The 23,853-nt window shown below is 71.9% G+C and carries 22 protein-coding genes; 6 read left to right on the top strand and 16 right to left on the bottom strand.

Annotated features, from left to right (window positions below):
• A partial coding sequence (locus DRV84_RS03490) for a TonB family protein (protein WP_115978462.1) occupies positions 1-428 on the top strand: 428 nt, incomplete at its 5' end.
• Between the two features lie 352 nt (positions 429-780).
• On the opposite strand, the gene cobT is transcribed toward DRV84_RS03490, so the two are convergent.
• The 15 genes from cobT to glpD all read right to left on the bottom strand — a co-directional run bounded on the left by cobT (position 781) and on the right by glpD (position 17,477).
• Entirely contained in the window at positions 781-1,794 is a 1,014-nt protein-coding gene (gene cobT / locus DRV84_RS03485) for a nicotinate-nucleotide--dimethylbenzimidazole phosphoribosyltransferase (RefSeq protein WP_115978461.1), read from the bottom strand.
• Between the two features lie 71 nt (positions 1,795-1,865).
• The gene (locus DRV84_RS03480) at positions 1,866-2,795 is read right to left on the bottom strand and encodes a metal ABC transporter permease (protein ID WP_115978460.1); all 930 of its coding nucleotides are present in this window, start codon (positions 2,793-2,795) and stop codon (positions 1,866-1,868) included.
• Positions 2,795-4,009 carry a metal ABC transporter permease gene (locus DRV84_RS03475; RefSeq protein WP_115978459.1) on the bottom strand — a complete coding sequence of 405 codons (1,215 nt, stop codon included), beginning with the start codon at positions 4,007-4,009 and terminating at the stop codon, positions 2,795-2,797. Before DRV84_RS03475 ends, DRV84_RS03480 begins: the two co-directional genes overlap by 1 nt.
• On the bottom strand, positions 4,006-4,827 hold the full coding sequence (locus DRV84_RS03470; protein WP_115978458.1) for a metal ABC transporter ATP-binding protein: 822 nt from the start codon (positions 4,825-4,827) through the stop codon (positions 4,006-4,008). Before DRV84_RS03470 ends, DRV84_RS03475 begins: the two co-directional genes overlap by 4 nt.
• Positions 4,828-4,838: 11 nt before the next feature.
• Positions 4,839-5,798 (bottom strand): metal ABC transporter solute-binding protein, Zn/Mn family, encoded by a 960-nt coding sequence (locus DRV84_RS03465; RefSeq protein ID WP_115978457.1) that lies wholly within the window; start codon positions 5,796-5,798, stop codon positions 4,839-4,841.
• Between the two features lie 141 nt (positions 5,799-5,939).
• Positions 5,940-6,941 carry a type I glyceraldehyde-3-phosphate dehydrogenase gene (gap, locus tag DRV84_RS03460; RefSeq protein ID WP_115978456.1) on the bottom strand — a complete coding sequence of 334 codons (1,002 nt, stop codon included), beginning with the start codon at positions 6,939-6,941 and terminating at the stop codon, positions 5,940-5,942.
• Positions 6,942-7,026: 85 nt separating this feature from the next.
• Positions 7,027-8,166, bottom strand: a complete 1,140-nt coding sequence (locus DRV84_RS03455; RefSeq protein ID WP_192881394.1) for an iron-containing alcohol dehydrogenase — start codon at positions 8,164-8,166, stop codon at positions 7,027-7,029.
• A 2-nt stretch (positions 8,167-8,168) separates the two neighbouring features.
• Positions 8,169-9,680: a glycerol kinase GlpK gene (gene glpK / locus DRV84_RS03450; protein ID WP_115978454.1), complete on the bottom strand. Its 1,512-nt coding sequence runs from the start codon at positions 9,678-9,680 to the stop codon at positions 8,169-8,171.
• Between the two features lie 76 nt (positions 9,681-9,756).
• Complete coding sequence (locus DRV84_RS03445) at positions 9,757-11,463, bottom strand: ABC transporter substrate-binding protein (RefSeq protein ID WP_192881391.1); 1,707 nt, start codon at positions 11,461-11,463, stop codon at positions 9,757-9,759.
• A 67-nt stretch (positions 11,464-11,530) separates the two neighbouring features.
• A complete protein-coding gene (locus DRV84_RS03440; protein WP_192881390.1) occupies positions 11,531-11,935 on the bottom strand; it encodes a DUF2160 domain-containing protein in 405 nt (134 codons plus the stop codon).
• A gap of 11 nt (positions 11,936-11,946) precedes the next feature.
• On the bottom strand, positions 11,947-12,813 hold the full coding sequence (locus DRV84_RS03435) for a carbohydrate ABC transporter permease (RefSeq protein ID WP_205026717.1): 867 nt from the start codon (positions 12,811-12,813) through the stop codon (positions 11,947-11,949).
• A gap of 1 nt (position 12,814) precedes the next feature.
• On the bottom strand, positions 12,815-13,684 hold the full coding sequence (locus DRV84_RS03430) for a carbohydrate ABC transporter permease (RefSeq protein ID WP_115978452.1): 870 nt from the start codon (positions 13,682-13,684) through the stop codon (positions 12,815-12,817).
• The gene (locus tag DRV84_RS03425) at positions 13,684-14,760 is read right to left on the bottom strand and encodes an ABC transporter ATP-binding protein (protein ID WP_115978451.1); all 1,077 of its coding nucleotides are present in this window, start codon (positions 14,758-14,760) and stop codon (positions 13,684-13,686) included. The genes DRV84_RS03430 and DRV84_RS03425 overlap by 1 nt, the downstream gene beginning before the upstream one ends.
• 16 nt (positions 14,761-14,776) lie before the next feature.
• The gene (locus tag DRV84_RS03420; protein ID WP_115978450.1) at positions 14,777-15,865 is read right to left on the bottom strand and encodes an ABC transporter ATP-binding protein; all 1,089 of its coding nucleotides are present in this window, start codon (positions 15,863-15,865) and stop codon (positions 14,777-14,779) included.
• Between the two features lie 13 nt (positions 15,866-15,878).
• A complete protein-coding gene (glpD, locus tag DRV84_RS03415) occupies positions 15,879-17,477 on the bottom strand; it encodes a glycerol-3-phosphate dehydrogenase (RefSeq protein WP_239994970.1) in 1,599 nt (532 codons plus the stop codon).
• Between the two features lie 358 nt (positions 17,478-17,835).
• On the opposite strand from glpD, the gene DRV84_RS03410 reads away from it, so the two are divergent.
• Positions 17,836-18,630 (top strand): DeoR/GlpR family DNA-binding transcription regulator, encoded by a 795-nt coding sequence (locus tag DRV84_RS03410; RefSeq protein ID WP_115978448.1) that lies wholly within the window; start codon positions 17,836-17,838, stop codon positions 18,628-18,630.
• Positions 18,631-18,634: 4 nt separating this feature from the next.
• Here the strand turns inward: DRV84_RS03410 and DRV84_RS03405 are convergent, their stop codons facing one another.
• A complete protein-coding gene (locus DRV84_RS03405) occupies positions 18,635-19,489 on the bottom strand; it encodes a LysR family transcriptional regulator (protein ID WP_158547740.1) in 855 nt (284 codons plus the stop codon).
• A gap of 112 nt (positions 19,490-19,601) precedes the next feature.
• On the opposite strand from DRV84_RS03405, the gene DRV84_RS03400 reads away from it, so the two are divergent.
• From DRV84_RS03400 to DRV84_RS03385, 4 genes are all read left to right on the top strand, one after another.
• Positions 19,602-20,492, top strand: a complete 891-nt coding sequence (locus tag DRV84_RS03400; RefSeq protein ID WP_115978446.1) for a HalD/BesD family halogenase — start codon at positions 19,602-19,604, stop codon at positions 20,490-20,492.
• Between the two features lie 34 nt (positions 20,493-20,526).
• Positions 20,527-21,810, top strand: a complete 1,284-nt coding sequence (locus DRV84_RS03395) for a M24 family metallopeptidase (protein WP_115978445.1) — start codon at positions 20,527-20,529, stop codon at positions 21,808-21,810.
• Positions 21,811-21,875: 65 nt separating this feature from the next.
• Positions 21,876-22,766, top strand: a complete 891-nt coding sequence (locus tag DRV84_RS03390; RefSeq protein WP_115978444.1) for a LysR family transcriptional regulator — start codon at positions 21,876-21,878, stop codon at positions 22,764-22,766.
• A 77-nt stretch (positions 22,767-22,843) separates the two neighbouring features.
• The gene (locus DRV84_RS03385) at positions 22,844-23,851 is read left to right on the top strand and encodes a membrane dipeptidase (protein ID WP_115978443.1); all 1,008 of its coding nucleotides are present in this window, start codon (positions 22,844-22,846) and stop codon (positions 23,849-23,851) included.
• Positions 23,852-23,853 lie beyond the last annotated feature (2 nt).

Genomic DNA, 23,853 nt, shown 5'->3' with positions numbered 1-23,853 from the left:
CGGCGCCGCGGCCGGACGGCATCCGCCCCGCGCCGCGCGCGACGGCCTCCGTCGCCGCCCGTCAGGGCGTGCAGGAGCGCCGCGAGGCGCGGCAGGCGGAGACGGCCGGCGACCGGGGCGGGCCGGAGGCGCTCGGCCCCGGCGCGCGGCAGCGCCTGATGGCTGCCTGGGGCGGGCGCATCGTGGCGAGCCTCGAGCGGGCGAAGCGCTATCCGCGCGGGATGCGCGGTGGCGGCGTCGTTCGCCTGCGCCTGACGGTGAGCCACAGCGGCGAACTCGCCGGGGTGCGCGTCGCGCGGTCGTCGGGGTACGATCGGCTCGACCGCGCGGCGGTCGAGGCTGCGCGCCGCGCGCGCCTGCCCGAGGCGCCCGAGGCGATGCCCGCCGGTGCCTATCCCTTCACCCTCGCGATGCGCTTCGCGCCCTGAGTCGGCGAGGCCGCCCAGCATCGGCTGGCTGCGCGTCGCGCGGGACCGGCGTCGGCTGACCGCGTATCGCGCGGGATCGGCAGCGCGGAGTGCCGTGGCGGCGTCGGGCACACCGGGAGGCGTCTTCGGCACGGGCTGCCACGCGCGGTCGCCCCGGTGCTTTGAAACCCGGGGAGCGCCTACGACGCTCGACCGTGCCGCGGTCCGCTGCGCCCGGCCTTGCGTGCCCCCCGGTCGGGACGTCCGCGTCATGCCCTCGCCCGTCCTCCGAGGCGCGACCGCTAGCTCATCGCGCCCACGACAGGGGGGCGCAAAGCACCCACAGAGGCCGCGCGCCCGGCGGTGGTGCGCCTCAGGGCGCGCCCACGACCTCGGCGAGGGTCGCCATGCCCGCGTGGCAGGCCACCGCGCCGCGCAGCACCGAGAGCGCGAGCGCCGCGCCGGTGCCCTCGCCGAGGCGCATGCCGAGGTCGAGGAGCGGCGTCTTGCCGAGCGCGGCGACGAGCGGCGCGTGGCCCGGCTCGGCGCTGGCGTGGCCGACGAGGCAATGGTCGAGCGCGCGCGGGTCCTCGGCGTGGAGCGGCAGCATAGCGGCGGTGCAGATGAACCCGTCGAGCACCACCGGCACGCCCGCCCGGCGCGCGGCCAGCGCCGCGCCGCAGAGCGCGGCCTGTTCGCGCCCGCCGATGGCGGCGAGCGCGGCGGCGCCGGTGCGGCCCGCGTGGCGGTGCACGCCCGCCGCCACGGCCGCGCGCTTGCGCGCCATCACCGCGTCGTCGGCGCCCGCGCCCGGGCCCACCCAGTCCTCGACCGCGCCGCCGAGGTGCAGCGCGGCGAGCGCCGCGGCGGTCGTGGAGTTGCCGATCCCCATCTCGCCGAGCACCAGCGCGTCGGCCTCCGGGTCCACCGCCGCCGCGCCGCGCGCCAGCGCCTCGAGCGCCTCGGCCTCGGTCATCGCGTCGCCCGCGGTGAAATCCGCCGTGGGCCGGTCGAGATCGAGCGCGACCACGTCGAGCGCCGCGCCCGCCTCGCGGCAGAGCTGATTGATGGCCGCGCCGCCGGCCTCGAAGGTGGCGACCATGGCCGCGGTGATCTCCTGCGGGAAGGCGGCGACGCCCTGCGCGCAGACCCCGTGATTGCCCGCGAAGACGAGCGCCTGCACCCGCGCGAGCCGCGGCGCCTCGCGCCCCTGCCAGCCGGCGAGGAAGGGCACCGTCTCGCCCAGCCGGCCGAGCGCGCCGGGTGGCATGGCGAGGTCGCCCAGCCGCGCGCGCGCCGCCGCCGCCGCCGCGGCGTCGGGACCGGGCAGGGCGTGGACGAGGGGGCCGAGATCGGCGAGCGTGGCGACGGGCAGGGGGTCGGTCATGCGGGGCCTCGGTGTCTGGGACGCGGGCGGTCTTGGCACGCGCCGCGCCGCGCTTCAAACCGAACGCCCGCTCAGCCCGCGTCGCGGCCGGCCCCGACGCGGGCGCGGTGCGGCCCGTAGAGACAGGCGAGCGCGAGGATCACGCCCGAGACCGTGGCGATCATGCCCGCCGCGCTCACCGCGTGGCGCGCGCCGAGCCAGAGCGGCCCGTAGCCCGCGAGCACGTAGCCGAGCACCGCCGAGAGCGCGGCGAAGGCCACGGACCAGAGCACCTGCCGGTCGAGCCGCTCGGTCATCAGCCGCGCCGCGGCCGGCGGGCAGATGAACATGGCGATGACGATGATGGAGCCCACCGCCTCGAAGGCGGCGACGGCCGCGACGGCGGCGGCGATCACGAGGCCGAGGCCCACCGCCGCGGCGGGAATGCCGAGGGCGCGGGCGAAGGCCTCGTCGAAGGTCGTGATCGTGAGCCAGCGCCAGAAGACCGCCGTCAGCACGATCATCGCCGCGCAGACGACCGCGATGCGCCCCAGCTCCTCCGGCAGCGCGGCGAGCGCCGCCGGGTCCATGAGCGAGCGCCAGCCCGTCGCCTCGAGCCAGACGAGCGATTCGAGGTTGCCCATGAGCGCGTGCTGCACGTCGAGATGCACCGAGGCGGTGTCCGTCCGCTCCAGCAGCAGAACGCCGGCGGCGAAGAGCGTCGTGAAGACCACGCCCATCGCCGCGCCGGGTTCGATCCGGCCGAGGCGGCGCACCGCCTCGATCAGCACCACGGCGAGGAGAGCCGCGCCCGCCGCGCCGATCAGCATCGGCAGCGCCGCCACGGTGCCGGTCACGAGGAAGGCCACGACGATCCCGGGCAGCACCACGTGGCTGATCGCGTCGCCGATCAGCGCCTGGCGCCGCAGGATCAGGAAGTTGCCCGGCAGCGCGCAGGCGACGGCGGCGAAGATGCCGATCAGGATCGGCGTGAGCGAGATCTGCACGAATTCGGCGCCCATCACGCCCCCCCGGCCGGCGCCGGACCGCCGAGGCGGCGGTCGATCTCGGCGATCTCGTCGGCGGTGAAAATTGTCTCGATCGGGGTGAGACCCGCGTGGCGCCCCGCGAGGTCCGCGTCGCGGAACAGCTCGCGCGCGACCGCCCAGCGGCGCTCGTCCCGGGCGACCTTCGCCGCCTGCGCGCGGCCGGCCGCGGTCGGCACGCCGTCGGGGCGGATGAGCCCCTCGCGGGTGAGCAGGCGCAGGGTGTAGGGCTCGCGGATCGCGTCACCGTGCGCGAGCGCCAGCAGCCCCTGCCGGCGGTGGACCCGGCGCTGGAAGCGCCGGTGGCGCGCGCCCGCGGCGGCGACGCCGCGCGCCGGCGCGAAGAGCAGCGAGAGCGCGAAGATGCCGGCCGCGACGAGCACGATGATCGGCCCGGTGGGCAGGTCCGGCGCCGCGGCCGAGGCGGCGGCGCCGATGTAGCCCGAGGCGCCGCCGATCGCCCCCGCGATCCAGACGACGCCGCCCGCGCGCTCGGTCCAGAAGCGCGCGGCGACCGGCGGCACGATCAGGAGCGCGACGATCAGGATCAGCCCGACGAGCTTCAGCCCGATCACGGTGACGCCCATCACGAGCGCCATCATCGCCAGATCGACGCGGCGCACGTCGTAGCCGCGCGCGGCGGCGTAGTCCCGGTCGAAGGCGACGAGGGTCATCGGACGCCGCAGCGCCCAGGCCGCGGCGAGCGCGAGCGCCCCGCCCGCCGCGATCGTCACCCCGTCCGCGAAGAGCATCCCCGCCGTCGCGCCGAGCAGGAACTCCTCGAGCCCCGCCTGCCGGCCGGCGCCCATGGTCTGCACCACGGTCAGCAGCACGACGCCGAGGCCGAAGAAGACGCCGAGCACCGCGCCGATCGCCGCGTCCTCCTTGAGCCGGGTGCGCCGGGTGATCCACTCGATGGCGAGAAGCCCGGCCCAGGCGCTCGCGGCCGATCCGGCGAGCAGGCCGGGCAGGCTCCGCCCGTCGCCGCCCATGGCCACCATCGCGATGAAGGCGAGCCCGACGCCCGGCAGCGTGGCGTGCGCCACGGCGTCGGAGACGAGCGCGCGCTTGGCGAGAAAGAGAAAGGTGCCGGTGGCGCCCGCCGCGATGCCGAGGAGCGCCGCGCCCACGGTCACCAGCGCCGCGTTGTAGCCGGCGCTCAGGAGGAGCGCGTCGAGGAAGGGGCTCAAGCGCGCCCCCCGGCGGGCAGAATCTCGCCCACGTGGCTGGTCGAGAGGCGCCCGCCGTAGGCCGCCTCGAGCGTCTCGGCGGTGAAGGCGGTGGCGACCGGGCCCTCCGCCACGCGGCGCACGTTGAGCAGGAGCACGTGATCGAAGTAGTCGCGCACCGTGGCGAGGTCGTGGTGCACCGCGACGATCGAGCGGCCCTCGGACCTCAGCGCCGCGAGCACCTCGACGATCGCGCGTTCCGTCGCCGCGTCGACGCCCGCGAAGGGCTCGTCGAGCAGGTAGAGCTCGGCCTCCTGCGCGAGCGCGCGGGCGAGAAAGACGCGCTGTTGCTGGCCGCCCGAGAGCTGGCCGATCTGGCGGTCGGCGAAATCGGCCATGCCCACCCGGTCGAGGCACTGCGCGACCCGGCGGGCGCGCGCGCCCGAGAGCCGCCCGAAAAGCCCCGCCTCGCGATAGAGCCCCATCTCCACGACGTCGCGCACGCGCGTCGGGAAATCCCAGTCGACGCTCGCGCGTTGCGGCACGTAGGCGATGCGGTCGCGCGCCGACGCGAGCGGCGTGCCGAAGACGGTCACCTCGCCCGAGACGCGCGGGACCACCCCGAGCGCGGCCTTCAGGAGCGTGGACTTGCCCGCGCCGTTGGGGCCGACGATGGCCGACATGGCGCCCGCCGGGAAGGTGGCGTCGACCGAGAAGACGGCCGCGCTCTCCCCGTAGGAGACGGTGAGCCCGCGCAGGACGAGCGCCGCCTCGGCGGGCGGCGCGGCCGGGGCAACGGGGCGCCCGTCCTCGGCAGCGACGGTCAGGGTGGGCTGCATCGCGGGCTCCCTCAGTTCAGCCGGTCGGCCATGCCGCGCGCCGGCGCCGTGCCGCCGAGCGCGCGGGCGATGGTCGTCGCGTTGTGGTCGATCATGCCGATGTAGGTGCCCTCGTAGGTGCCGGGCTCGCCCATCGCGTCGGAATAGAGCTCGCCGCCGATCTCGACGGCGTGTCCCGCCGCGGCCGCGCCCTCGATCAGCGCGCGGATGTTGCGGTCGGAGACCGAGGTCTCGACGAAGACGGCGCCGATGTCGCGCGCCACGAGCAGATCGACGAGCTCCGCGATGCGCTTGAGGCCGGCCTCGCTCTCCGTCGAGATGCCCTGGATGCCGATCACCTCGAAGCCGTAGGCCGCGCCGAAGTAGTTGAACGCGTCGTGCGAGGTCAGCAGCACGCGATTGTCCGGCGGCACCGAGGCGAGCACGTTCGCCGCGTAACCCTCGAGCTCGCGCAGCTCGGCGATGTAGCGCTCGGCGTTGGCCCGGAAGGTCGCCTCGCCCTCCGGGTGCACCTCGATCAGCGCGTCGCGCAGCCGGCGCACCACCTGCTGCCAGAGCGCCGGGTCCATCCAGACATGCGGGTCCTTGGCGTCGGCGTAGTCGTCGTGCGCGATCAGCACGTCGCGCGGCAGCCCCTCGGCCACGGCGACCACCGGGCGGCGGGCGGCAAGGTCGAGCAGGAAATCCTCCAGTTGCGCCTCGAGGTAGAGCCCGTGCCAGAGCACCAGATCGGCGCGCGAGGCCGCCACGATGTCGCTGCGGGTCTGGCGGTAGGCGTGCGGATCGACGCCCGGGCCCATGAGCGCCCGCACCTCCACGAGGTCGCCGCCCACCTCGCGCGCGGCGTCGGCGATCATGCCGGTGGTGGCGACGACGCTCAGCTCCGGCGCAGCGGCGGCGGACGGGCCGCGGCCGGCGATCAGGGCCGCCGCCGCGACGAGGGTGAGGATTGCACGTCTCGCGAACTGCATGCCTTGCACTCCCTGCTCGGCGGGATCTCCGCCCCGCCGGTGAGAGTGATAGTGCGAAGCACTCGCAACGTCAATGCTGTTGCGAAGCATTCGCAAAAAAGCACGGCGCCGGCGCCCCGCGCGGGGGCGCCGGGCAGGGGCTCAGAGCCGGGCCATCGCGCCCGCGGTGTCGAGCATCCGGCAGGAGAAGGCCCACTCGTTGTCGTACCACGACATCACGCGCAGCATGCCGCCCTCGGTCCGCCGCGTGCCCTCCGGCGCGAAGATCGAGGAGCGCGGATCGTGCAGGAAATCCTGCGAGACGAGCGGCGCGTCCTCCACCCCGAGGATGCCGGCGAGCGGGCCCTCCGCGGCGGCGGCGCGCATGGCCTCGGCGACCGTCTCGGGCGTGGCGGCGGCCCGCGTCATCACGCAGAGATCGACGAGCGAGACGTCCGGCGTCGGCACCCGGATCGCGGAGCCGTCGAGCTTGCCTTCGAGATGCGGCAGCACGAGGCCCACGGCCCGCGCCGCCCCGGTGGAGGTCGGGATCATCGACATCGCCGCGGCGCGCGCGCGGTAGAGGTCCTTGTGCAGCCCGTCGAGCGTCGGCTGGTCGCCGGTGTAGCTGTGCACCGTCGTCATGTAGCCCGTCTCGACCCCGAAGGCGTCGTCGAGCACCTTGACCACCGGGGCGAGGCAGTTCGTCGTGCAGGAGGCGTTCGAGACGATGCGGTCGTCCGCCTCGAGGCGCGTGTGGTTCACGCCGTAGACCACCGTGCGGTCCGCGCCCTTGGCCGGGGCCGAGATCAGCACGCGCGTCGACCCGTTCTCCAGATGCGCGGCGGCCTTGGCGGCGTCGGTGAAGACCCCGGTGCATTCGAGCGCCACGTCCACGTCCGACCACGGCAGCTTCGCCGGATCGCGCTCGGCGGTGACGCGGATGCGCCGTCCGTCCACGACGAGCGCGCCGTCCTCGACCGAGACGTCGGCGGCGAAGCGGCCGTGCAGGCTGTCGTATTTCAGCAGATGCGCGTTGGTCTCCGGCGGGCCGAGGTCGTTGATGGCGACGATTTCCACGTCGTCGCGGGCGTGTTCGACCAGCGCGCGCAGGGCGCAGCGGCCGATGCGTCCGAAGCCGTTGATGGCGAGTTTCACTGTCATCGTCGTCTCCTTTTCCGTGTCTCGTTTGGTTGCTAGCGCTAACATCGCGCTGCGTTTTTATGCCCCGCCGCGGTGCTTCGGGACGTCAGCGCGCGGCGTCGAGAATGCGTTCCAGCGTGTCCTGTCCGAGCGCCGCGGGATTGCCCCGCATCGAGGAGGCGGCGTGCGCGGCCTCCGCCACCGCCGGCGCCTCCGCCGGGTCGAGGCCGAGCGCGTCGAGCCCCGGCAGCCCCGCCGCCCGCGTCCACTCGGCGAGCGCGGCCCAGTCCGCCACGCCCAGCGTCTCGCGCAGCATGGCGCGCAGCGTCTCGAGCCGCGCCGCCGTCTCCGGTGAGAGGTCCGGCGCCGCCGCGTTCGCGGCCAGCACATGCGGCAGCAGGGCGGCGCAGATCGCACCGTGCGCGGCGCCCGGCGCATGCCCGCCCAAGGGCCCGGCGAGGCCGTGCACCGCGCCGAGCCCCGCGTTGGCGAGCGCGACGCCCCCCGTCAGCGCGACGAGCGCCATGTCGTCGCGGGCGCCCGCGTCTTCGCCCTCCGCCAGCCGGGCGAGCGCGGCGAGGCCGCGCGGGATCGCCGGGCGGCAGAGCGCGTCCGTCATCGGGTTGGCGCGGGTCGAGAGCCACGGCTCGATCACCTGCGTCACCGCGTCGAGGCCGGAGGCGAGCGTCACGCCGCGCGGTGCGCCGTCCATCAGCGCCGGGTCGATCAGCGCGAGGTCGGGCAGCATCCGCGCGTCGCGCAGGCTCACCTTGCGCCGCGCTTCGGGCACGCCGATCACCGCGTTGCGCGTCGCCTCCGCGCCCGTCCCGGCGGTGGTGGGCAGCGCGGCAAGCGGCAGCGGATCGGCGGTGAGCGGTCGGCCCTCGCCGACGACTTCGAGATGCACGCGCGCGGGCGTGGGCGAGGGCAGGAGCGCCGCGAGCGCCTTGCCGAGGTCGAGCGTCGCGCCCCCGCCGAGCGCCGCCACCGCGTCCGGCGCGGCCGCCCGCGCCTCGTCGAGCGCGGCCTCGAGCGTGGGCAGGTCGGGCTCCCCCGGGCAGGCGACGCAGGCCGCGAGCACCCCCCGCGCGGCCAGCGCCGTGGCCAGCCATTCCGCCCGCCCCGCGTCGGCGCCGTGCACGAGCAGCACCCGCGCGCCCATCGCCGCGATCCGGTCGGCGGCCTCGGCGGCGGCGCCGCGGCCGAAGCGGATCTCGCCCGGAAGCGTCAGGCCGAAGGGCGGGATCGTCATACCGAGAGCGTCGCCTGCACCGCGCGCTGCCAGGCGGCGTAGCGCGCGTCCCGGGTGGCGACGTCCATCGCGGGCTCGAAGGTGCGCTCCAGCGCCCATGCCTCGGCGAAGCCCTCCATCCCGGGGCAGACGCCCGCGCGCATTCCGGCGAGCCATGCGGCGCCGAGCGCCGTCGTCTCCAGCACCTCGGGCCGGTCCACCGGCGCGCCGAGGATGTCCGAGAGGAACTGCATCGACCAGTCGCTCGCCGACATGCCGCCGTCCACGCGCAGCGTCGCGATGCCCGCGCCGCCGCCCCCGCCGCCTTCCGTGTCGCCGTTCCAGTCCGCGCGCATCGCCTCCAGGAGGTCGCGGGTCTGGAAGCCCACGCTCTCGAGCGCGGCGCGGGCGAACTCCGCCGGGCCGGATTTCCGCGTCAGCCCGAAGATCGCGCCGCGGCAGTCGGCGTTCCAGTAGGGCGCGCCGAGCCCGGTGAAGGCGGGCACGAGGATCAGTTCCTGCCCTTGGTCGGCCCGCTCGGCGAGGGGCTGCGTCTCGGCGGCGTGGCGGATGATCTGCAGCCCGTCGCGCAGCCACTGCACAACGGCGCCGGCGATGAAGATCGAGCCCTCGAGCGCGTAGGTGGGCTTGCCATCGAGCTGATAGGCGATGGTGGTCAGAAGCCGGTTCTTCGAGACGCAGGGCGTCTCGCCCGTGTTCAGCAGCGCGAAGCAGCCCGTCCCGTAGGTGGATTTCACCATCCCGGGGCGGAAGCACGCCTGCCCGACGGTGGCGGCCTGCTGGTCGCCCGCGACGCCGAGGATCGGGATCGCGCCGCCGAAGAGGTCGGGCCGCGTCTCGCCGTAGTCGGCGGCGCAGTCGCGCACCTCGGGCAGCATCTTCATCGGCACGCCGAGCATCTCGCACATGGTCGAGGACCAGCGGCCCTTGCGGATGTCGTAGAGAAGCGTGCGCGCGGCGTTGGTGGCGTCGGTCGCGTGCACCCGCCCGCCGGTGAGCTTCCAGATCAGGTAGCAATCGACCGTGCCGAAGAGCAGATCGCCCGCCTCGGCCCGCGCCCGCGCGCCATCGACGTTCTCGAGGATCCAGGCGAGCTTGGTGCCCGAGAAATACGGGTCGAGCAGCAGGCCGGTGCGGTCGCTGACGGTGGGCTCGTGGCCCGCCTCGCGCAGGTGGCGGCACATGTCGGCGGTGCGGCGGTCCTGCCAGACGATGGCGTTGTGCACCGGCTCGCCGGTGTGGCGGTCCCAGACGAGGGTCGTCTCGCGCTGGTTGGTGATGCCGATGGCGGCGATGTCGCCCGGCGAAAGCTGCGCCTTCTCGATGGCGGCGCGGCACGTGCCGGCGGTCGTCGTCCAGAGGTCGGAGGGGTCGTGCTCCACCCAGCCGCTGGCGGGATAATGCTGCGGGAATTCCTCCTGCGCGACGGCGCGGACGCGCAGATCGGCGTCGAAGACGATCGCGCGGCTGGAGGTCGTGCCCTGATCGATGGCGAGGATATGGGACATCGCGCCCGTCCTGCTCGTTTTGTGTGGGAAAATGCAAGGGAGCGCCGGGGCCGCGAAGGCCCCGGCGCGGGTCGGGTCACTCGTTCCAGGACTGGATGAGCTCTTCGTAGCTCACCGTCACCGGCTCGGGGTCCTCGTTTTCGAGGGCGGGCTTCGGCGCGCCCTCCTGCGCGAGCCAGTACTCCGGGTCGCGCTCCTCGTTGAGCTTCGGGCCGAGCTCGCCCTGCACGCCGGCGCGCTCTAGGCGCTCGAGGACGCGCTCCTGCTCCTCGCAGAGGGCGTCGAGCGCCTCCTTCGAGGTCTTGGCGCCGGACATCGCGTCGCCGATGTTCTGCCACCAGAGCTGCGCGAGCTTCGGGTAGTCCGGGATGTTCAGCCCGGTGTCCGACCAGCGTACGCGCGCCGGCGAGCGGTAGAACTCGACGAGGCCGCCGAGCTCGGGCGCGCGCTCGGTGAAGCTCTCGTGCTCGATCGAGCTGTCACGGATGAAGGTGAGGCCCACGTGGCTCTTCTTCACGTCCACCGTCTTGGAGGTGACGAACTGCGCGTAGAGCCATGCGGCCTTGGCGCGGTCCACCGGCGTGGACTTCATCAGCGTCCAGGACCCCGCGTCCTGATAGCCGACCTTCATGCCCTCTTCCCAGTAGGCGCCCTTGGGGTTCGGGGCCATGCGCCACTTCGGCGTGCCGTCCTCGTTCACGACCGGCAGGCCCTCTTTCACCATGTCGGCGGTGAAGGCGGTATACCAGAACGCCTGCTGCGCGATGCCGCCCTGCGCGGGGACCGGGCCGGACTCGGAGAAGGTCATGCCGGCGGCCGCGGGCGGCGCGTACTCGTCCAGCCACTTGATCGCCTTGTCGATGGCGTAGACCGCCGCGGGCGAGTTGGTCGCGCCGCCCCGGTCCATGCAGGAGCCGACGGGCTGATAGTCGTCGTTGACGCGGATGCCCCATTCGTCGACCGGGAAGCCGTTCGGCTCACCCTTGGAGCCCATGCCGGCCATCGACATCCAGGCGTCGGTGTAGCGCCAGCCGAGCGACGGGTCCTTCTTGCCGTAGTCCATGTTGCCGAAGACTTCGCGGCCGTCGATGGTGCGGCCGGTGAAGAACTCGGCGATGTCCTCGTAGGCCGCCCAGTTGACCGGCACGCCCAGCTCGTAGCCGTATTCCGCCTCGAACTCGGCCATGATCTCCGGGTCGGTGAACCAGTCGTGGCGGAACCAGTAGAGGTTCGCGAACTGCTGGTCCGGCAGCTGATAGAGCTTGCCGTCCGGGCCGGTGGCGAAGGAAGTGCCGATGTAGTCGTCGAGGTCGAGCGTCGGGCTGGTGACGTCGGCGCCTTCGCCCTCCATCCAGTCGGTCAGGTTGCGCACCTGCTGATAGCGCCAGTGCGTGCCGATCAGGTCGGCGTCGTTGATCCAGCCGTCGTAGATGTTCTGGCCCGACTGCATCTGCGTCTGCAGCTTCTCGACCACGTCGCCCTCGCCGATCAGGTCGTGGGTGACCTGAATGCCGGTGATCTCGCTGAAGGCGGGCGCGAGGACGTTGGCCTCGTACTCGTGCGTGGTGATCGTCTCGGAGACGACGTTGATCTCCATGCCCCGGAAGGGCTCGGCGGCGTCGATGAACCACTGCATCTCCGCTTCCTGCTCGGCGCGGGTGAGCGAGGACAGGTCCCCGATCTCCGCGTCGAGGAAGGCGCGGGCGGCCTCCATGTCGGCGAAGGCCGGGCCGGCGAGTGCCAGCGCGAGGCCGAGCGCCGTCGTCTGTTTCAAGGATCGCATCGTCTGGGGTCCTCCCTTGGTTGACGTCGGTCGTGAATCGCCGCCCCTCCCGGCGGCGGGCTGCAGCTCACGCCCAGCGGAAGATCGCCGCGGCGTAGAGCAGGCAGAGGATGAGCGCGTAGGGCTGGTTGGCGCCCACCAGCCCGAGCCAGGCCAGGTTGATGAAGGCCGAGCCGAGAAGCGTCACGAAGAGCCGGTCGCCGCGCGTCGTCTCGAAGCGCAGGACGCCCATGCGCGGGCGCTCGGGAAAGCGCAGCGCGAGATAGCTGAAGACGATCAGCAGTCCCGTGATGGTCATGAAGAAGAGCGCCGTCGGCAGCGTCCAGGCCATCCAGCCGCCGGGGGTGAGCGACTGCGTCACGGCGAGCGCCCCGTCCTCGCGCGGCGTGATCGCCACGAGCCAGCCGAGCACGGCGAGCCAGAGCGCGCCGACGCCGAGGAAGGCGAGATCGATCTTGCGGGTCGCGGTCATCGGCTCCTCCCTCACACGCGGCCCAGGGCAAAGCCCTTGGCGATGTAGTTGCGCACGAACCAGATCACGAGCGCGCCGGGCACGATGGTCAGCACGCCGGCCGCGGCGAGCACGCCCCAGTCGAGGCCCGAGGCCGAGACGGTGCGCGTCATGGTCGCGGCGATGGGCTTGGCTTCCACGCTCGTCAGCGTCCGCGACAGCAGGAGCTCGACCCAGGAGAACATGAAGCAGAAGAAGGCGGCGACCCCGATGCCCGAGGCGATCAGCGGCATGAAGATCTTCACGAAGAAGCGTGGGAAGGAGTAGCCGTCGATGTAGGCCGTCTCGTCGATCTCGCGGGGCACGCCGCGCATGAAGCCCTCGAGGATCCAGACCGCGAGCGGCACGTTGAACAGGCAGTGCGCCAGCGCCACGGCGATATGCGTGTCGAAGAGCCCGACGGAGCTGTAGAGCTGGAAGAAGGGCAGGGCGAAGACCGCCGGCGGCGCCATGCGGTTCGTCAGCAGCCAGAAGAACAGGTGCTTGTCCCCGAGGAAGCTGTAGCGGCTGAAGGCGTAGGCCGCCGGCAGCGCCACCGTCACCGAGATCACCGTGTTCAGCCCGACGTAGATCAGCGAGTTGACGTAGCCCATGTACCACGAGGGGTCCGTCAGGATCGTCGCGTAGTTGGCGAGCGTCGGGTTCTGCGGCCAGAGCGAGAAGGTGCTCAGGATCTCGGTGTTCGTCTTCAGGCTCATGTTCAGGAGCCAGTAGATCGGCAGCATGAGGAAGACGAGGTAGGCCGTCATCACCACCGCCGAGCCGTTGACGCGCACGCGCTTGCGGCGGCCGCCGGCGGTGAGGTTTTCGGGAATGCGGGTCGCGGTCGCCTCTGCCATCTCAGCTCTCCCGCTTCTCGAGGTTGACCATCACGGTGTAGAAGACCCACGACACCGCGAGGATGACGAGGAAATACATCAGGCTGAACGCACCCGCGGGGCCGAGGTCGAACTGCCCGAGCGCCATCTTCACGAGGTCGATCGACAGGAACGTCGTCGCGTTGCCCGGACCGCCCCCGGTGACCACGAAGGGCTCGGTGTAGATCTTGAAGCTGTCCATGAAGCGCAGGAGGATCGCGATGGTCAGCACGCCCGCCATCTTCGGCAGCTCGATGTAGCGGAACACCTTCCAGCGGCTCGCCTGATCGATGCGCGCGGCCTGATAGTAGGCGTCGGGGATCGACTTGAGCCCGGCATAGGCCAGAAGCGCCACCAGCGACGTCCAGTGCCAGACGTCCATCACGATGAGCGTCGCCCAAGCCGAGAAGAAGTCCTGCGTGTAGTTGTAGGGGATACCCAGCTTGTCGAAGGTGTAACCCAGAAGGCCGATGTCCACGCGCCCGAAGATCTGCCAGATGGTGCCCACCACGTTCCACGGGATGAGCAGCGGCAGCGCCATCAGCACGAGGCAGACGCTGACCCACGGCCCCTTCTTGGGCATGTGCAGCGCCACGAAGACGCCGAGCGGCACCTGAATGGCGAGGATGATGCCCGTGAAGACCACCTGCCGGCCGAGCGCGTTCCACATCCGGTCCGAGGCCAGCAGGTCCTCGAACCACATCAGGCCCGCCCAGAAGAACTGGTTGTTCCCGAAGCTGTCCTGAAAGGCGTAGTTCACCACCGTCATCAGCGGGATGATCGCCGAGAAGCAGACGAGGACGAGGACCGGCAGGACCAGCAGCCACGCCTTCTGATTGGGGGTCTTTTCCATCACGCGGCCCTCCCTTCGACGCGCCAGTCGTCGGCGTAGACGTTGACGTGCGCGGCGTCGAAGGTGACGCGGGTCTTGTCGGGCCCGATCTCCTCGTCCTCGCCGGCGACGATGTTGATGTCGTGGCCGAAGAACTCGGCGCGCACGATCTTGTGGCGGCCCACGTCCTCGACCCGGCGGATGCGCACCGGCAGCCCCTCGCTATCGGAGAGGCGCACGAACTCGGGGCGCACGCCGATCTCGACCTTGCCGGACAGCCCGTCGTAGGCGCGGTCGAGCGCGATCTCGGCGCCGTTGGTCACCGCCGTCGCGCCCGTGACGTTCGCGGGCAGCAGATTCATGCCCGGCGAGCCGATGAAGTAGCCCACGAAGGTATGCGCCGGGCGCTCGAAGAGCTCCTCGGGGGTGCCGATCTGCACCACGCGGCCGTCGTGCATGACCACCACCTTGTCGGCGAAGGTCAGCGCCTCGGTCTGGTCGTGGGTGACGTAGATCATCGTGTGCCCGAAGTCGCGGTGCAGCGCCTTGAGCTGGGTCCGCAGCTCCCATTTCATGTGCGGGTCGATCACCGTCAGCGGCTCGTCGAAGAGGAGCGCATTGACGTCCTCGCGCACCATGCCGCGGCCGAGGCTGATCTTCTGCTTGGCGTCGGCGGTCAACCCCCGCGCCTTGCGGTCGAGTTCGGCCTCCATGCCGATCATCGCCGCGATCGTCTGCACCCGCTCGGCGACGTAGCCCGCCGAGGCGCCGCGATTGCGGAGCGGGAAGGCCAGATTGTCGCGCACGCTCATGGTGTCGTAGACGACCGGGAACTGGAACACCTGCGCGATGTTGCGCTCGGCGGTGGCGGCGTGGGTCACGTCCTTGTCGTCGAAGAGGATGCGCCCCCGCGAGGGCTGCAAAAGCCCCGAGATGATGTTGAGCAGCGTGGACTTGCCGCAGCCCGAGGCGCCGAGCAGCGCGTAGGCCTCCCCGTCGGCCCAGACGTGATCGAGCTGCTTGAGCGCCCAGTCCTCCTCGCCCTTTGGGTCGGGCTTGTAGGAATGCGCGAGGTTGTCGAGCGTGATGCGCGCCATGTCTCTCTCCTCCCCCTCAGGCCGCGTCCGCGTAGGCCGCCGCCGCCGCGAGGCGCCCGTCCTCGCCGAAGACGTAGACATGCGCCGGGTCGAGCCAGACGTCGATCTCGGCCCCCTGCGTCAGGTCGTGCACGCCGTGAATGAGCCCCACCCAGCGCTCGCCGTGGTGGTCGAGGTGCAAAAAGGTCTCGGAGCCGGTGATCTCGGTCACGCTCAACGTCGCGGTGAAGTGCATCGCGTCCTCGACGTGGCGCTCCGCCTCGAGATGGTTGGGCCGGAAGCCCGCGACGTAGCGGCCGTCCGAAAGCTCGGCGAGGTGGCCCGTGGCCTGCGCGCTCTGGCCGTCGCCGAACATCAGCCGGTGGCCGGTCTTGGAGATCGGCAGGAAGTTCATCGGCGGGTCGGAAAAGACGCGCGCGGTCGTCGCGTCCACCGGGCGGCGATAGACCTCTGCCGTGGGGCCGAACTGCGCGACCCGCCCTTCCGAGAGCGCCGCGGTGTTGCCGCCCAGAAGGAGCGCCTCCTCCGGCTCGGTCGTGGCGTAGACGAAGATCGCGCCCGACTCGCGGAAGATGCGCGGGATCTCGACGCGCAACTCCTCGCGCAGCTTGTAATCGAGGTTCGCCAGCGGCTCGTCGAGGAGCACGAGGCCCGCGTCCTTCACCAGCGCGCGGGCCAGCGCGCAGCGCTGCTGCTGCCCGCCCGACAGCTCCAGCGGCCGGCGGTCGAGCATCGGCGCGAGCTTCATCAGCTCCGCCGTCTCGCGCACGCGGCGGTCGATCTCGTCGGCCGGGCGGCGCTGCAGGCGCAGGGGCGAGGCGATGTTCTCGTAGACGGTGAGCGTGGGGTAGTTGATGAACTGCTGATAGACCATCGCCACCTGGCGCTCCTGCACCGGCACGCCGGTCACGTCCCGCCCCTCCCAGAGGACGCGCCCCTCGGTCGGCTGGTCGAGGCCGGCCATCAGCCGCATCAGCGAGGTCTTCCCAGAGAGCGTCGGCCCGAGCAGCACGTTCATCGTGCCCTTCTCGAGCGTCAGCTCCGTCGGATGGATATGCACCGCCCCGCGGACGGTCTTGGCCACGCCGTCGAGCACAAGCGTCATCGCGCTCTCCTCCCTATTCCGCCGCGCGGGCGTCGTCCCTCTCGCGGCGCTGCTCGGCCATCCAGGCGTCGATCTCGGCGACCTCCGCCGCGGTGAGCCGGAGCCCGAGTTTCGTTCTTCTCCAGACGACGTCCTCCGCCGTCCGCGCGTATTCGTGGCGCATGAGCCAGCCGAGCTCTGCCTCGGTCAGCCCGCCGCCGAAGCTGCGCCCCGGCCCGCCGGCGGCGTCCATGAGGCGGCGCGCCTCGGTGCCGTAGGCGCGCACCAGCCGCCGCGCCTCCTCCGGCGCGAGGGCAGGGTAGGCCGCCGCGAGATCGGAGATCAGCGCCTCCACCCCGTCCACCGGGAAGTCGCCCCCCGGCAGCGGCGCCCGCGCGGTCCAGGGCGCGCCGGCCTTCGGGAAGTGACGCCCGATCTTCTCCAGCGCGGCCTCGGCGAGACGGCGGTAGGTGGTGATCTTGCCGCCGAAGACGTTCAGGAGCGGCGCGCCCTCCGCTTCGTCGAGGCTGAGCACGTAGTCGCGCGTCGCCGCCGTCGCCGATTTCGCCCCGTCGTCGTAGAGCGGCCGCACGCCCGCGTAGGTCCAGACGACGTCCTCCCGGGTGACGGGGCGGGCGAAATACTGCGAGGCGAAGTCGAGGAGGTAGTCCTGCTCCTCCTCGGTGCAGACCACCGGCTCGGCGGGGTCGGGGTGATCGGCGTCGGTGGTGCCGATCAGGGTGAAATCGCGCTCATAGGGAATGGCGAAGATGATCCGCCCGTCGGTTCCCTGAAAGAAATAGGCCTTGTCGTGCTCGAAGAGCTTGCGCGTCACGATGTGGCTGCCGCGCACCAGGCGCACGCCCTCGCGGCTCGGGATGTGGGCGACGTCGCGGATCACCTGCCCGACCCACGGCCCGCCCGCGTTGACGAGCATCCGCGCATGCGTGGCCCAGCGCGCGCCGGTCTCCACGTCCTCGAGCTCGATCCGCCACAGGTCGCCCTCGCGCGCCGCCTCGACCACGCGGGTGCGCGTCATGATCTCCGCGCCATGCGCCGCCGCGTCGCGCGCGTTCAGCACCACGAGGCGCGAGTCCTCGATCCAGCAGTCAGAGTATTCGAAGGCGCGGCGGAAGTCGGGCTTCAGCGGCGCGCCCTCGGGCGCCGTCGTCAGGTCGAGCGTCCGCGTGCCCGGCAGGATCTTCCGTCCGCCGAGATGGTCATAGAGAAAGAGCCCCAGCCGGATCAGCCACGCCGGCCGTCGCCCCTTCATCCACGGCATGACGCGGTTGAGGAGACGCGAGGTCGGCGTCTCGGATTCGAACCGCATCTCGGGGTGGTAGGGCAGCACGAAGCGCAGCGGCCAGGCGATGTGCGGCATCGCCTCGAGCAGCACCTCGCGCTCGATCAGCGCCTCCCGCACGAGGCGGAACTCGAAATACTCGAGGTAGCGGAGACCGCCGTGGAAGAGCTTGGTGGAGGACGACGACGTCGCCTGCGCCAGATCGCCCATCTCGGCGAGGCGCACCGAAAGGCCCCGGCCGGCCGCATCGCGGGCGATGCCGCAGCCGTTGATGCCGCCGCCGATCACGAAAAGATCGGCCGGTTCCCGGTCGCGCGTCACAGCGGGCACTGTGCTCCTCCCTCTTCCCTGATAGCGGAAACAAACAGATTCGCGGCATGTTGGTCAACGCAGATTTTTCGGTTTTGAGCGTTTTTGTTTGTTTGGCTGGAAAGGACGACCTGCGCCGCAGAAATTCCCGAAGAAACACAAAGGGAAACGCATATCGGGGCGCCCGGTTCCCGTGCCGCGGCGCGGGGCTCGCACCCGCGCGACCGTGCGCGACCGCCGCTGAGCGCGCTGTCATGCGCGCCGCCGATGCGCGCCCGCGCGCGCCCATGCGCGAAACTGCTCGCCTCACGCGCGCGGCGGATGCTATACATCCGGCGCGCGCCGCGGGTGCGGGGAAGGCAGGAAAAGGACGAGACCCATGTCGCAGTCGTTCCGGCAGCGGGACATCCTCGAGATCGCGCGCGCCGAGGGCCGCGTGCGGGTCGAGGACCTGGTGACGCGCTTCGGCGTCTCGGCGCAGACCATCCGGCGCGACCTGAGCGAGCTCGCCGACTCCGGCTGGTTGGAGCGCGTGCACGGCGGCGCGGTGCTGCGCTCGAGCGTGACCAACATCGGCTACGAGGACCGGCGCGACACCAACGAGGCGGCGAAGGCCGCGATCGCCGAGGCCTGTAGCGTGGCGATCCCGGACGGCGCGACGCTCTTTCTCGGCATCGGCACCACGACCGAGGCGGTCGCCGCGCATCTTCTCGGCCACCGCGAGCTTCTGGTGGTGACCAACAACATCAACGTCGCCAACATCCTCGCCGCCAACCGGGAATGCGAGATCGTGCTCTCCGGCGGGCGCCTGCGCCGCTCCGACGGCGGGCTCGTCGGCACGCTGACCACCAGCGTGCTCGAGCAGTTCCGCTTCGACGTGGCGGTGATCGGCTGCTCGGCGATCGCGGAGGACGGGGAGCTTCTGGACTTCGACTTTCAGGAGGTGGGCGTCAGCCAGAGCATCATCCGCCGCGCCCGCGCGACGTGGCTCGTGGCCGATCACTCCAAGTTCGAGCGCAGCGCGCCGGTGCGCGTGGGCTCGCTGCGCGACGTGGACCGCTTCTTCACCAGCGCGCCGCTCCCCGAAGAGGTGCTGCGCCTCTGCCGCGACTGGGGGACCGAGGCGCATGTCGTCGCGCCGGAGGCCGAGCCGCGCGAGCGCGCCGCGGGCTGATCCGTCAGGCGGCGCCCTCGGCGCGCACTTCCTCGGCCACGGCCTCCACGAACCAGTCGAAGCCCTCGCTGACGAGGGCCGGGGAGGCGTGCAGGTCGATCTGCACCGCGTCGAGCGGCGGCAGGCCGAGGCGCGCGCCCGCCTCGACGCAGCCCGCGGGCACGCTGGGGCGCGTCTTGACCGTCGCGGCGAGGCCCGCGCTCACCGGCTGATTGAGCCCGATGGGCGAGGTGCTGACGTAAGGTTCATGCCACGCGCGCCCCGCGCGGCCGAGCGCGGCGAGGGCGTGCGCGCGGAAGATGCAGCCCTCCGGATTGAGCGCGAGCGCCAGCGGCGCGGCCGGGTCGGGGGCGAAGTCGGGATGCGCGACCCAGATCATCCGCTTGAGCCCGAGGGGACGGCCGGTGCGCGTCGGCTCGTGGCGCACGGCGAGGATCACGTCCAGATCGCCCGCCTGGAACGCCGCGACGAGGCGGGAGGAGATGTCGCAGACGATCTCGATCTGAAGCCCCGGCTGCGCCGCGCGCGCCCGCGGCAGGAGACCGGGCAGATAGGTCTCCGCCTGCTCGCCGGGCAGGCCGAAGCGGATGCGCTCGGGCGCGCGGTCGCGGGCGACCTCTTCGCGGGCGTGATCGGCGAGCGTCAGCAGCCGCCGCGCGTAGGGCAGCAGCCGTCGGCCCTCCGCCGTCAGCGTGACCGACCGGCTGGTGCGCGCGAAGAGCGTCACGCCTAGATCGGCCTCCAGCCGCTTGATCTGCAGGCTGACGGCCGACTGCGTGCGGTTCAGCAGCGCGGCGGCCGGGCTGAAGCCGCCGCTTTCGGCCACGGCGAGGAAGGCGCGGAGCAGGTCGTTCGTCATCACCGATGAGCCATCGCAATAGATGCATCGAGAATAACTCGTTTCACAGATGGATTCGAGCCGCCTATCCCTGACGGCGTCCGACAGACCACGACCGACAGGATCCCATCCCATGACCGCGACACCGCTGCCCGGGGCGCCCGGGCGGACCCATCCGCTCGGCCGCATCATCGACCTCGACGCCTATCCCATCGACCGCCTCGCCACGCCGGAGGGGCGCGACCTCGTGGCGCGCTGCCGCGCGCAGCTCGGCGAGGACGGCTGCGTCGTGCTCGCCGATTTCATCCGCCCCGAGATGCGCGCCGACCTCGAGGCGGAGACCGCGCGCCTCTCGCCCGCGGCGCACATCAACGCGACCGAGACGAACCCCTACAACTCTGCCGGCGACCCGGCGCTGCCGCAGGACCACCCGAAGAACCGCTTCGACGACCGGACCAACGGCTTCGTCGCCGGCGACCTGATCGGCGAGGAGACGATGATCCGGCGCATCTACCGCGACCCGGATTTTCAGGCGTTCGTCCGGCAGGTGGTGGACGAGCCCGAGATCCACGAATTCGCCGACCCGCTCGCGGATCTCGTGGTCAACGTGCTGAAGGAGGGCCGCCAGCATCCGTGGCACTTCGACAGTAACGACTACATCGTCACGCTCTGCACCCGGAAGCCCGAGGCGGGCGGCGTCTTTCAGTACGTGCCGAACATCCGCGGGCCGCAGGGCGAGAACTTCGAGGGCGTGCAGGCGGTGCTCGACGGCGATCACTCCGCGCTGAAGTCGCTCGACGTGACGCCCGGCGATCTGCAGGTGTTCTTCGGGCGCAACGCGCTGCACCGCGTCACCCCGGTCGAGGGCCCGCGCGAGCGCCACTCGGTGATCTTCGCCTACGCCCGCGAGCCCGGCTTCGTCGGCCGCCCCGAGCGCGCGCGCCGCATCTTCGGGCGCACCGCGCCGGTCCACGACGCGATGGCGCAAGAGGGCGTCGTCCGGTCCGACGCGCTCGCCGACTGACGCCCGCGCCCCACGCCACAAGGAGACAGACCCGATGAGCATCGTCGAAAGCGAGGCGCTGACCGACAGCGAGCCCGACGACATCCCCGTGGTGCCCTCCGCGCCCACCGGCAACACCGACCCGATCCCGCAGGCCTTCGACCCGAAGCGCCTGCGCGCCGGACGGCTGACGCGGCTCAGGACCATGATGGCCGAGGAGGGCTACGCCGCGCTCGTCCTCTTCGATCCGAACAACCAGCGCTACGCCACCGGCTCGCGCAACATGTTCGGCTACTTCCTGCGCAACTCCACCCGCTACATCTACGTGCCGCTGCAGGGGCCGGTGATCCTCTTCGAGTATCCCGGCAGCGCGCATGTCTCGACCTGGCTCGAGACCATCGACGAGCATCGCACCTCCAACGTCGTCTGGTCGGCGGTGAACCAGCGCGACGACGTTTCGTCCGATCCCTTCGGACAGGAGATCGCGGAGCTCGTGCGCGCCCACGGCGGCGGCAACCGGAAGGTCGGGCTCGACCGCGCGGCGGTGAACCTCGTCCGCTCGCTGGAGGCCGAGGGGCTCGACGTCTTCGACTGCATGCAGGACACGCTCCACTGCCGGCGCATCAAGACGCCCGAGGAGATCGCCTGCCTCGCGCAGTCGGTCGCCGCGACCGAGGCCGCCGTCTGGGAGGTGGAGAAGGCGATCGAGCCCGGCGTCACCGAGAACGACCTCTTCGCCACGCTCTACGGCAACGTCATCAAGCAGGGCGGCGAGTTCATCGAGACGCGGCTGCTGAGTTCCGGGCCGCGCACCAACCCGTGGTTCAACGAGGCGAGCGACCGCGTCCTGCGCCCCGGGGAGCTCGTGGCGATGGACACCGACACGATCGGCTGCCACGGCTACTACTGCGATTTCTCGCGCACGTTCCACGCCGGCCCCGGCCGGCCGACGGGCTATCAGCAGAGCCTCTACCAGATGGCCTTCGAGCAGATTCACTACAACATGGACCTGCTGCGCCCCGGCCTCGGCTACCGCGAGCTTGCCGAGACCGCCTGGAAGATCCCCGAGCGCTTTCTCGACCTGCGCTATCCCTCGATCATCCACGGCGTCGGGCTGCACGGCGAGACGCCGCTCGTCGCGCACCACATGGATTTCGACCGCTTCTCGAAGGACGGGGTGCTGGAGCCCGGAATGGTCGTCTCGGTCGAGAGCTACATCGGCGAGCCGGGCGCGGCCGACGGCGTGAAGCTCGAGGAGCAGGTCGTCATCACCGAGACCGGCATCGCGAAGATGTCGCGCTACCCCTACGACGAGGCGCTGCTGGGCCGCGCGGTCTGAGCCCGCGCGATTTCGCGCTTCGCCCCGCGGCCGGCCGGCGTTAGGCTGGCCGCGGAGGTGGGCGCGTGGCGATCAAGCTCGAGATGATGCGCTGTTTCCGCGCGGTGGCGGAGCGCGGCACGCTCGCCGAGGCGGCGGAGGCGCTGGGCCGCACGCCCTCGGCCGTCTCGATGACGCTCTCGCAGTTCGAGCGCGAGGTGGGCGGCGCGCTCTTCGAGGGCGCGGGCAAGGGCCGGCTGACGCCCCTCGGGCGGATGGTGCTGGACGAGGTGACGGAGGCGCTCGACCACTTCGACCGCCGCCTGCGCGCGATCGAGGGGGCGGCGCGCGCCGAGGCGGGGGTCGTCCGGCTCGCCGTGACGCCTTCGCTCGCGACGGCCATCATGCCCGCCGTCGTCGAGCGCTTCCGCGCCGCGCACGCGGGCGTCCAGATCGAGATGCGCGACATGGATTCCCGCGCCGTCGTCGAGGCGCTGAAGGGCGAACGCGCCGACATCGGCCTCGCCACGGCGGCGGAGACCGACGGCATCGCGCGGCGCAGGCTCTTCTCCGACGCCTTCGGCGCGGTGGTCCCGGCGGGCCACCCGCTCGCCGGGCGCGCGGCCTGCGGCTGGGCGGAGCTTTCGGGCGAACGCTTCATCTCCAACGGGCTCTGCGACCTGATCCCCGATCCGGCCTTCGCGCCCATCCGCGAGGGGGCGGGGCTGCGCGTGCCCAACACCACCTCGCTCCTGGCGCTGGTGCGCGCGGGGCTGGGCGTGACCGTGCTGCCGCGCCTCGCGCTGGCGCAGGGCGAGACGGGCGTCGCCTTCGTGCCGCTCGAGGCGGTGGGCACCCGCCGGGAGGTGCATCTTCTCACCCGCGCCGGGCGCCCGCTCGCCCCCGCCGCGCGGGCCTTCGCCGACGGGATCGCGGCGGCGCGCGATCTCTGGGCCGGCGCGCTTCAGGCGGACTGAAGCAGATTTCAGAACTTGAGGTTTGCGCGACCGCCTGCCGCCGGGGCAGGCTGGATGCGAAACGCCGAGGGGACCGCATGACCTGCCGCATCGACGCCCTGCAATACGCCAACTGGTCGGAAAAGGTGTTCCGCCAGATGCGGGCGGGCGGGCTCGACGCGGTGCATGTCACCATCGCCTACCACGAGACCTTCCGCGAGGCGGTGGCCAACGTCGAACGCTGGAACCGCTGGTTCGAGCGCTTCCCCGATCTGATATTCCAGGGCTTCACCGGCGACGACGTGCGCCGCGCGCGGGCCGAGGGGCGCACGGCGATCTTCCTCGGCTTCCAGAACCCGTCGCCCATCGAAGACGACATCGGCCTCGTCGAGGTCTGGCACCGCCTCGGCGCGCGCTTCATGCAGCTCAGCTACAACAACCAGTCGCTGCTCGCCACCGGCTGCTATGAGGCCGAGGACCCCGGCCTGACGCGCATGGGGCGGGAGGTGATCGCCGAGATGAACCGCGTCGGCATGGTCGTGGACATGAGCCATTCCGCCGACCGCTCCACCATCGAGGCGGCCGCGCTGTCCGAGCGGCCGATCGCGGTGACCCACGCCAACCCGCACGCCTGGCACCCGGCGCTCCGGAACAAGCGCGACGCAGTGATCCGCGCGGTGACGGAGAACGGGGGGATGATGGGCTTCTCGCTCTATCCCCACCACCTGAAGGACGGCTCCGCCTGCACGCTCGGGAGCTTCTGCGAGATGGTCGCGCGCACCGCCGAGCGCTTCGGCGTCCGGCATTTCGGCATCGGCTCCGATCTCTGCCAGGATCAGCCCGACAGCGTGGTGGACTGGATGCGCACCGGGCGCTGGACCAGGGGGCCGGACTACGGCGAGGGCAGCGCGGCGGCGCCCGGCTTCCCGCCGCAGCCCGCCTTCTTCCGCGACAACCGGGATTTCCCCGGCCTCGCCGAGGGGCTGCGCGCCGTGGGCTTCGACGCGGAGGAGGTCGCGGCGCTGATGGGGGGCAACTGGCTCGCCTTCTTCGACGCGAGCTTCGGGCCGCGCGCCCCCGCGCGGGAGGTGCGGGCGGCCGAATAGGA

The organism is Rhodosalinus sediminis (assembly GCF_003385555.1).
Classification (GTDB): Bacteria; Pseudomonadota; Alphaproteobacteria; order Rhodobacterales; family Rhodobacteraceae; genus Rhodosalinus; species Rhodosalinus sediminis.
Note: the sequence above shows the minus strand (reverse complement) of the source record. Positions and strands in the feature narration are given on the sequence as shown.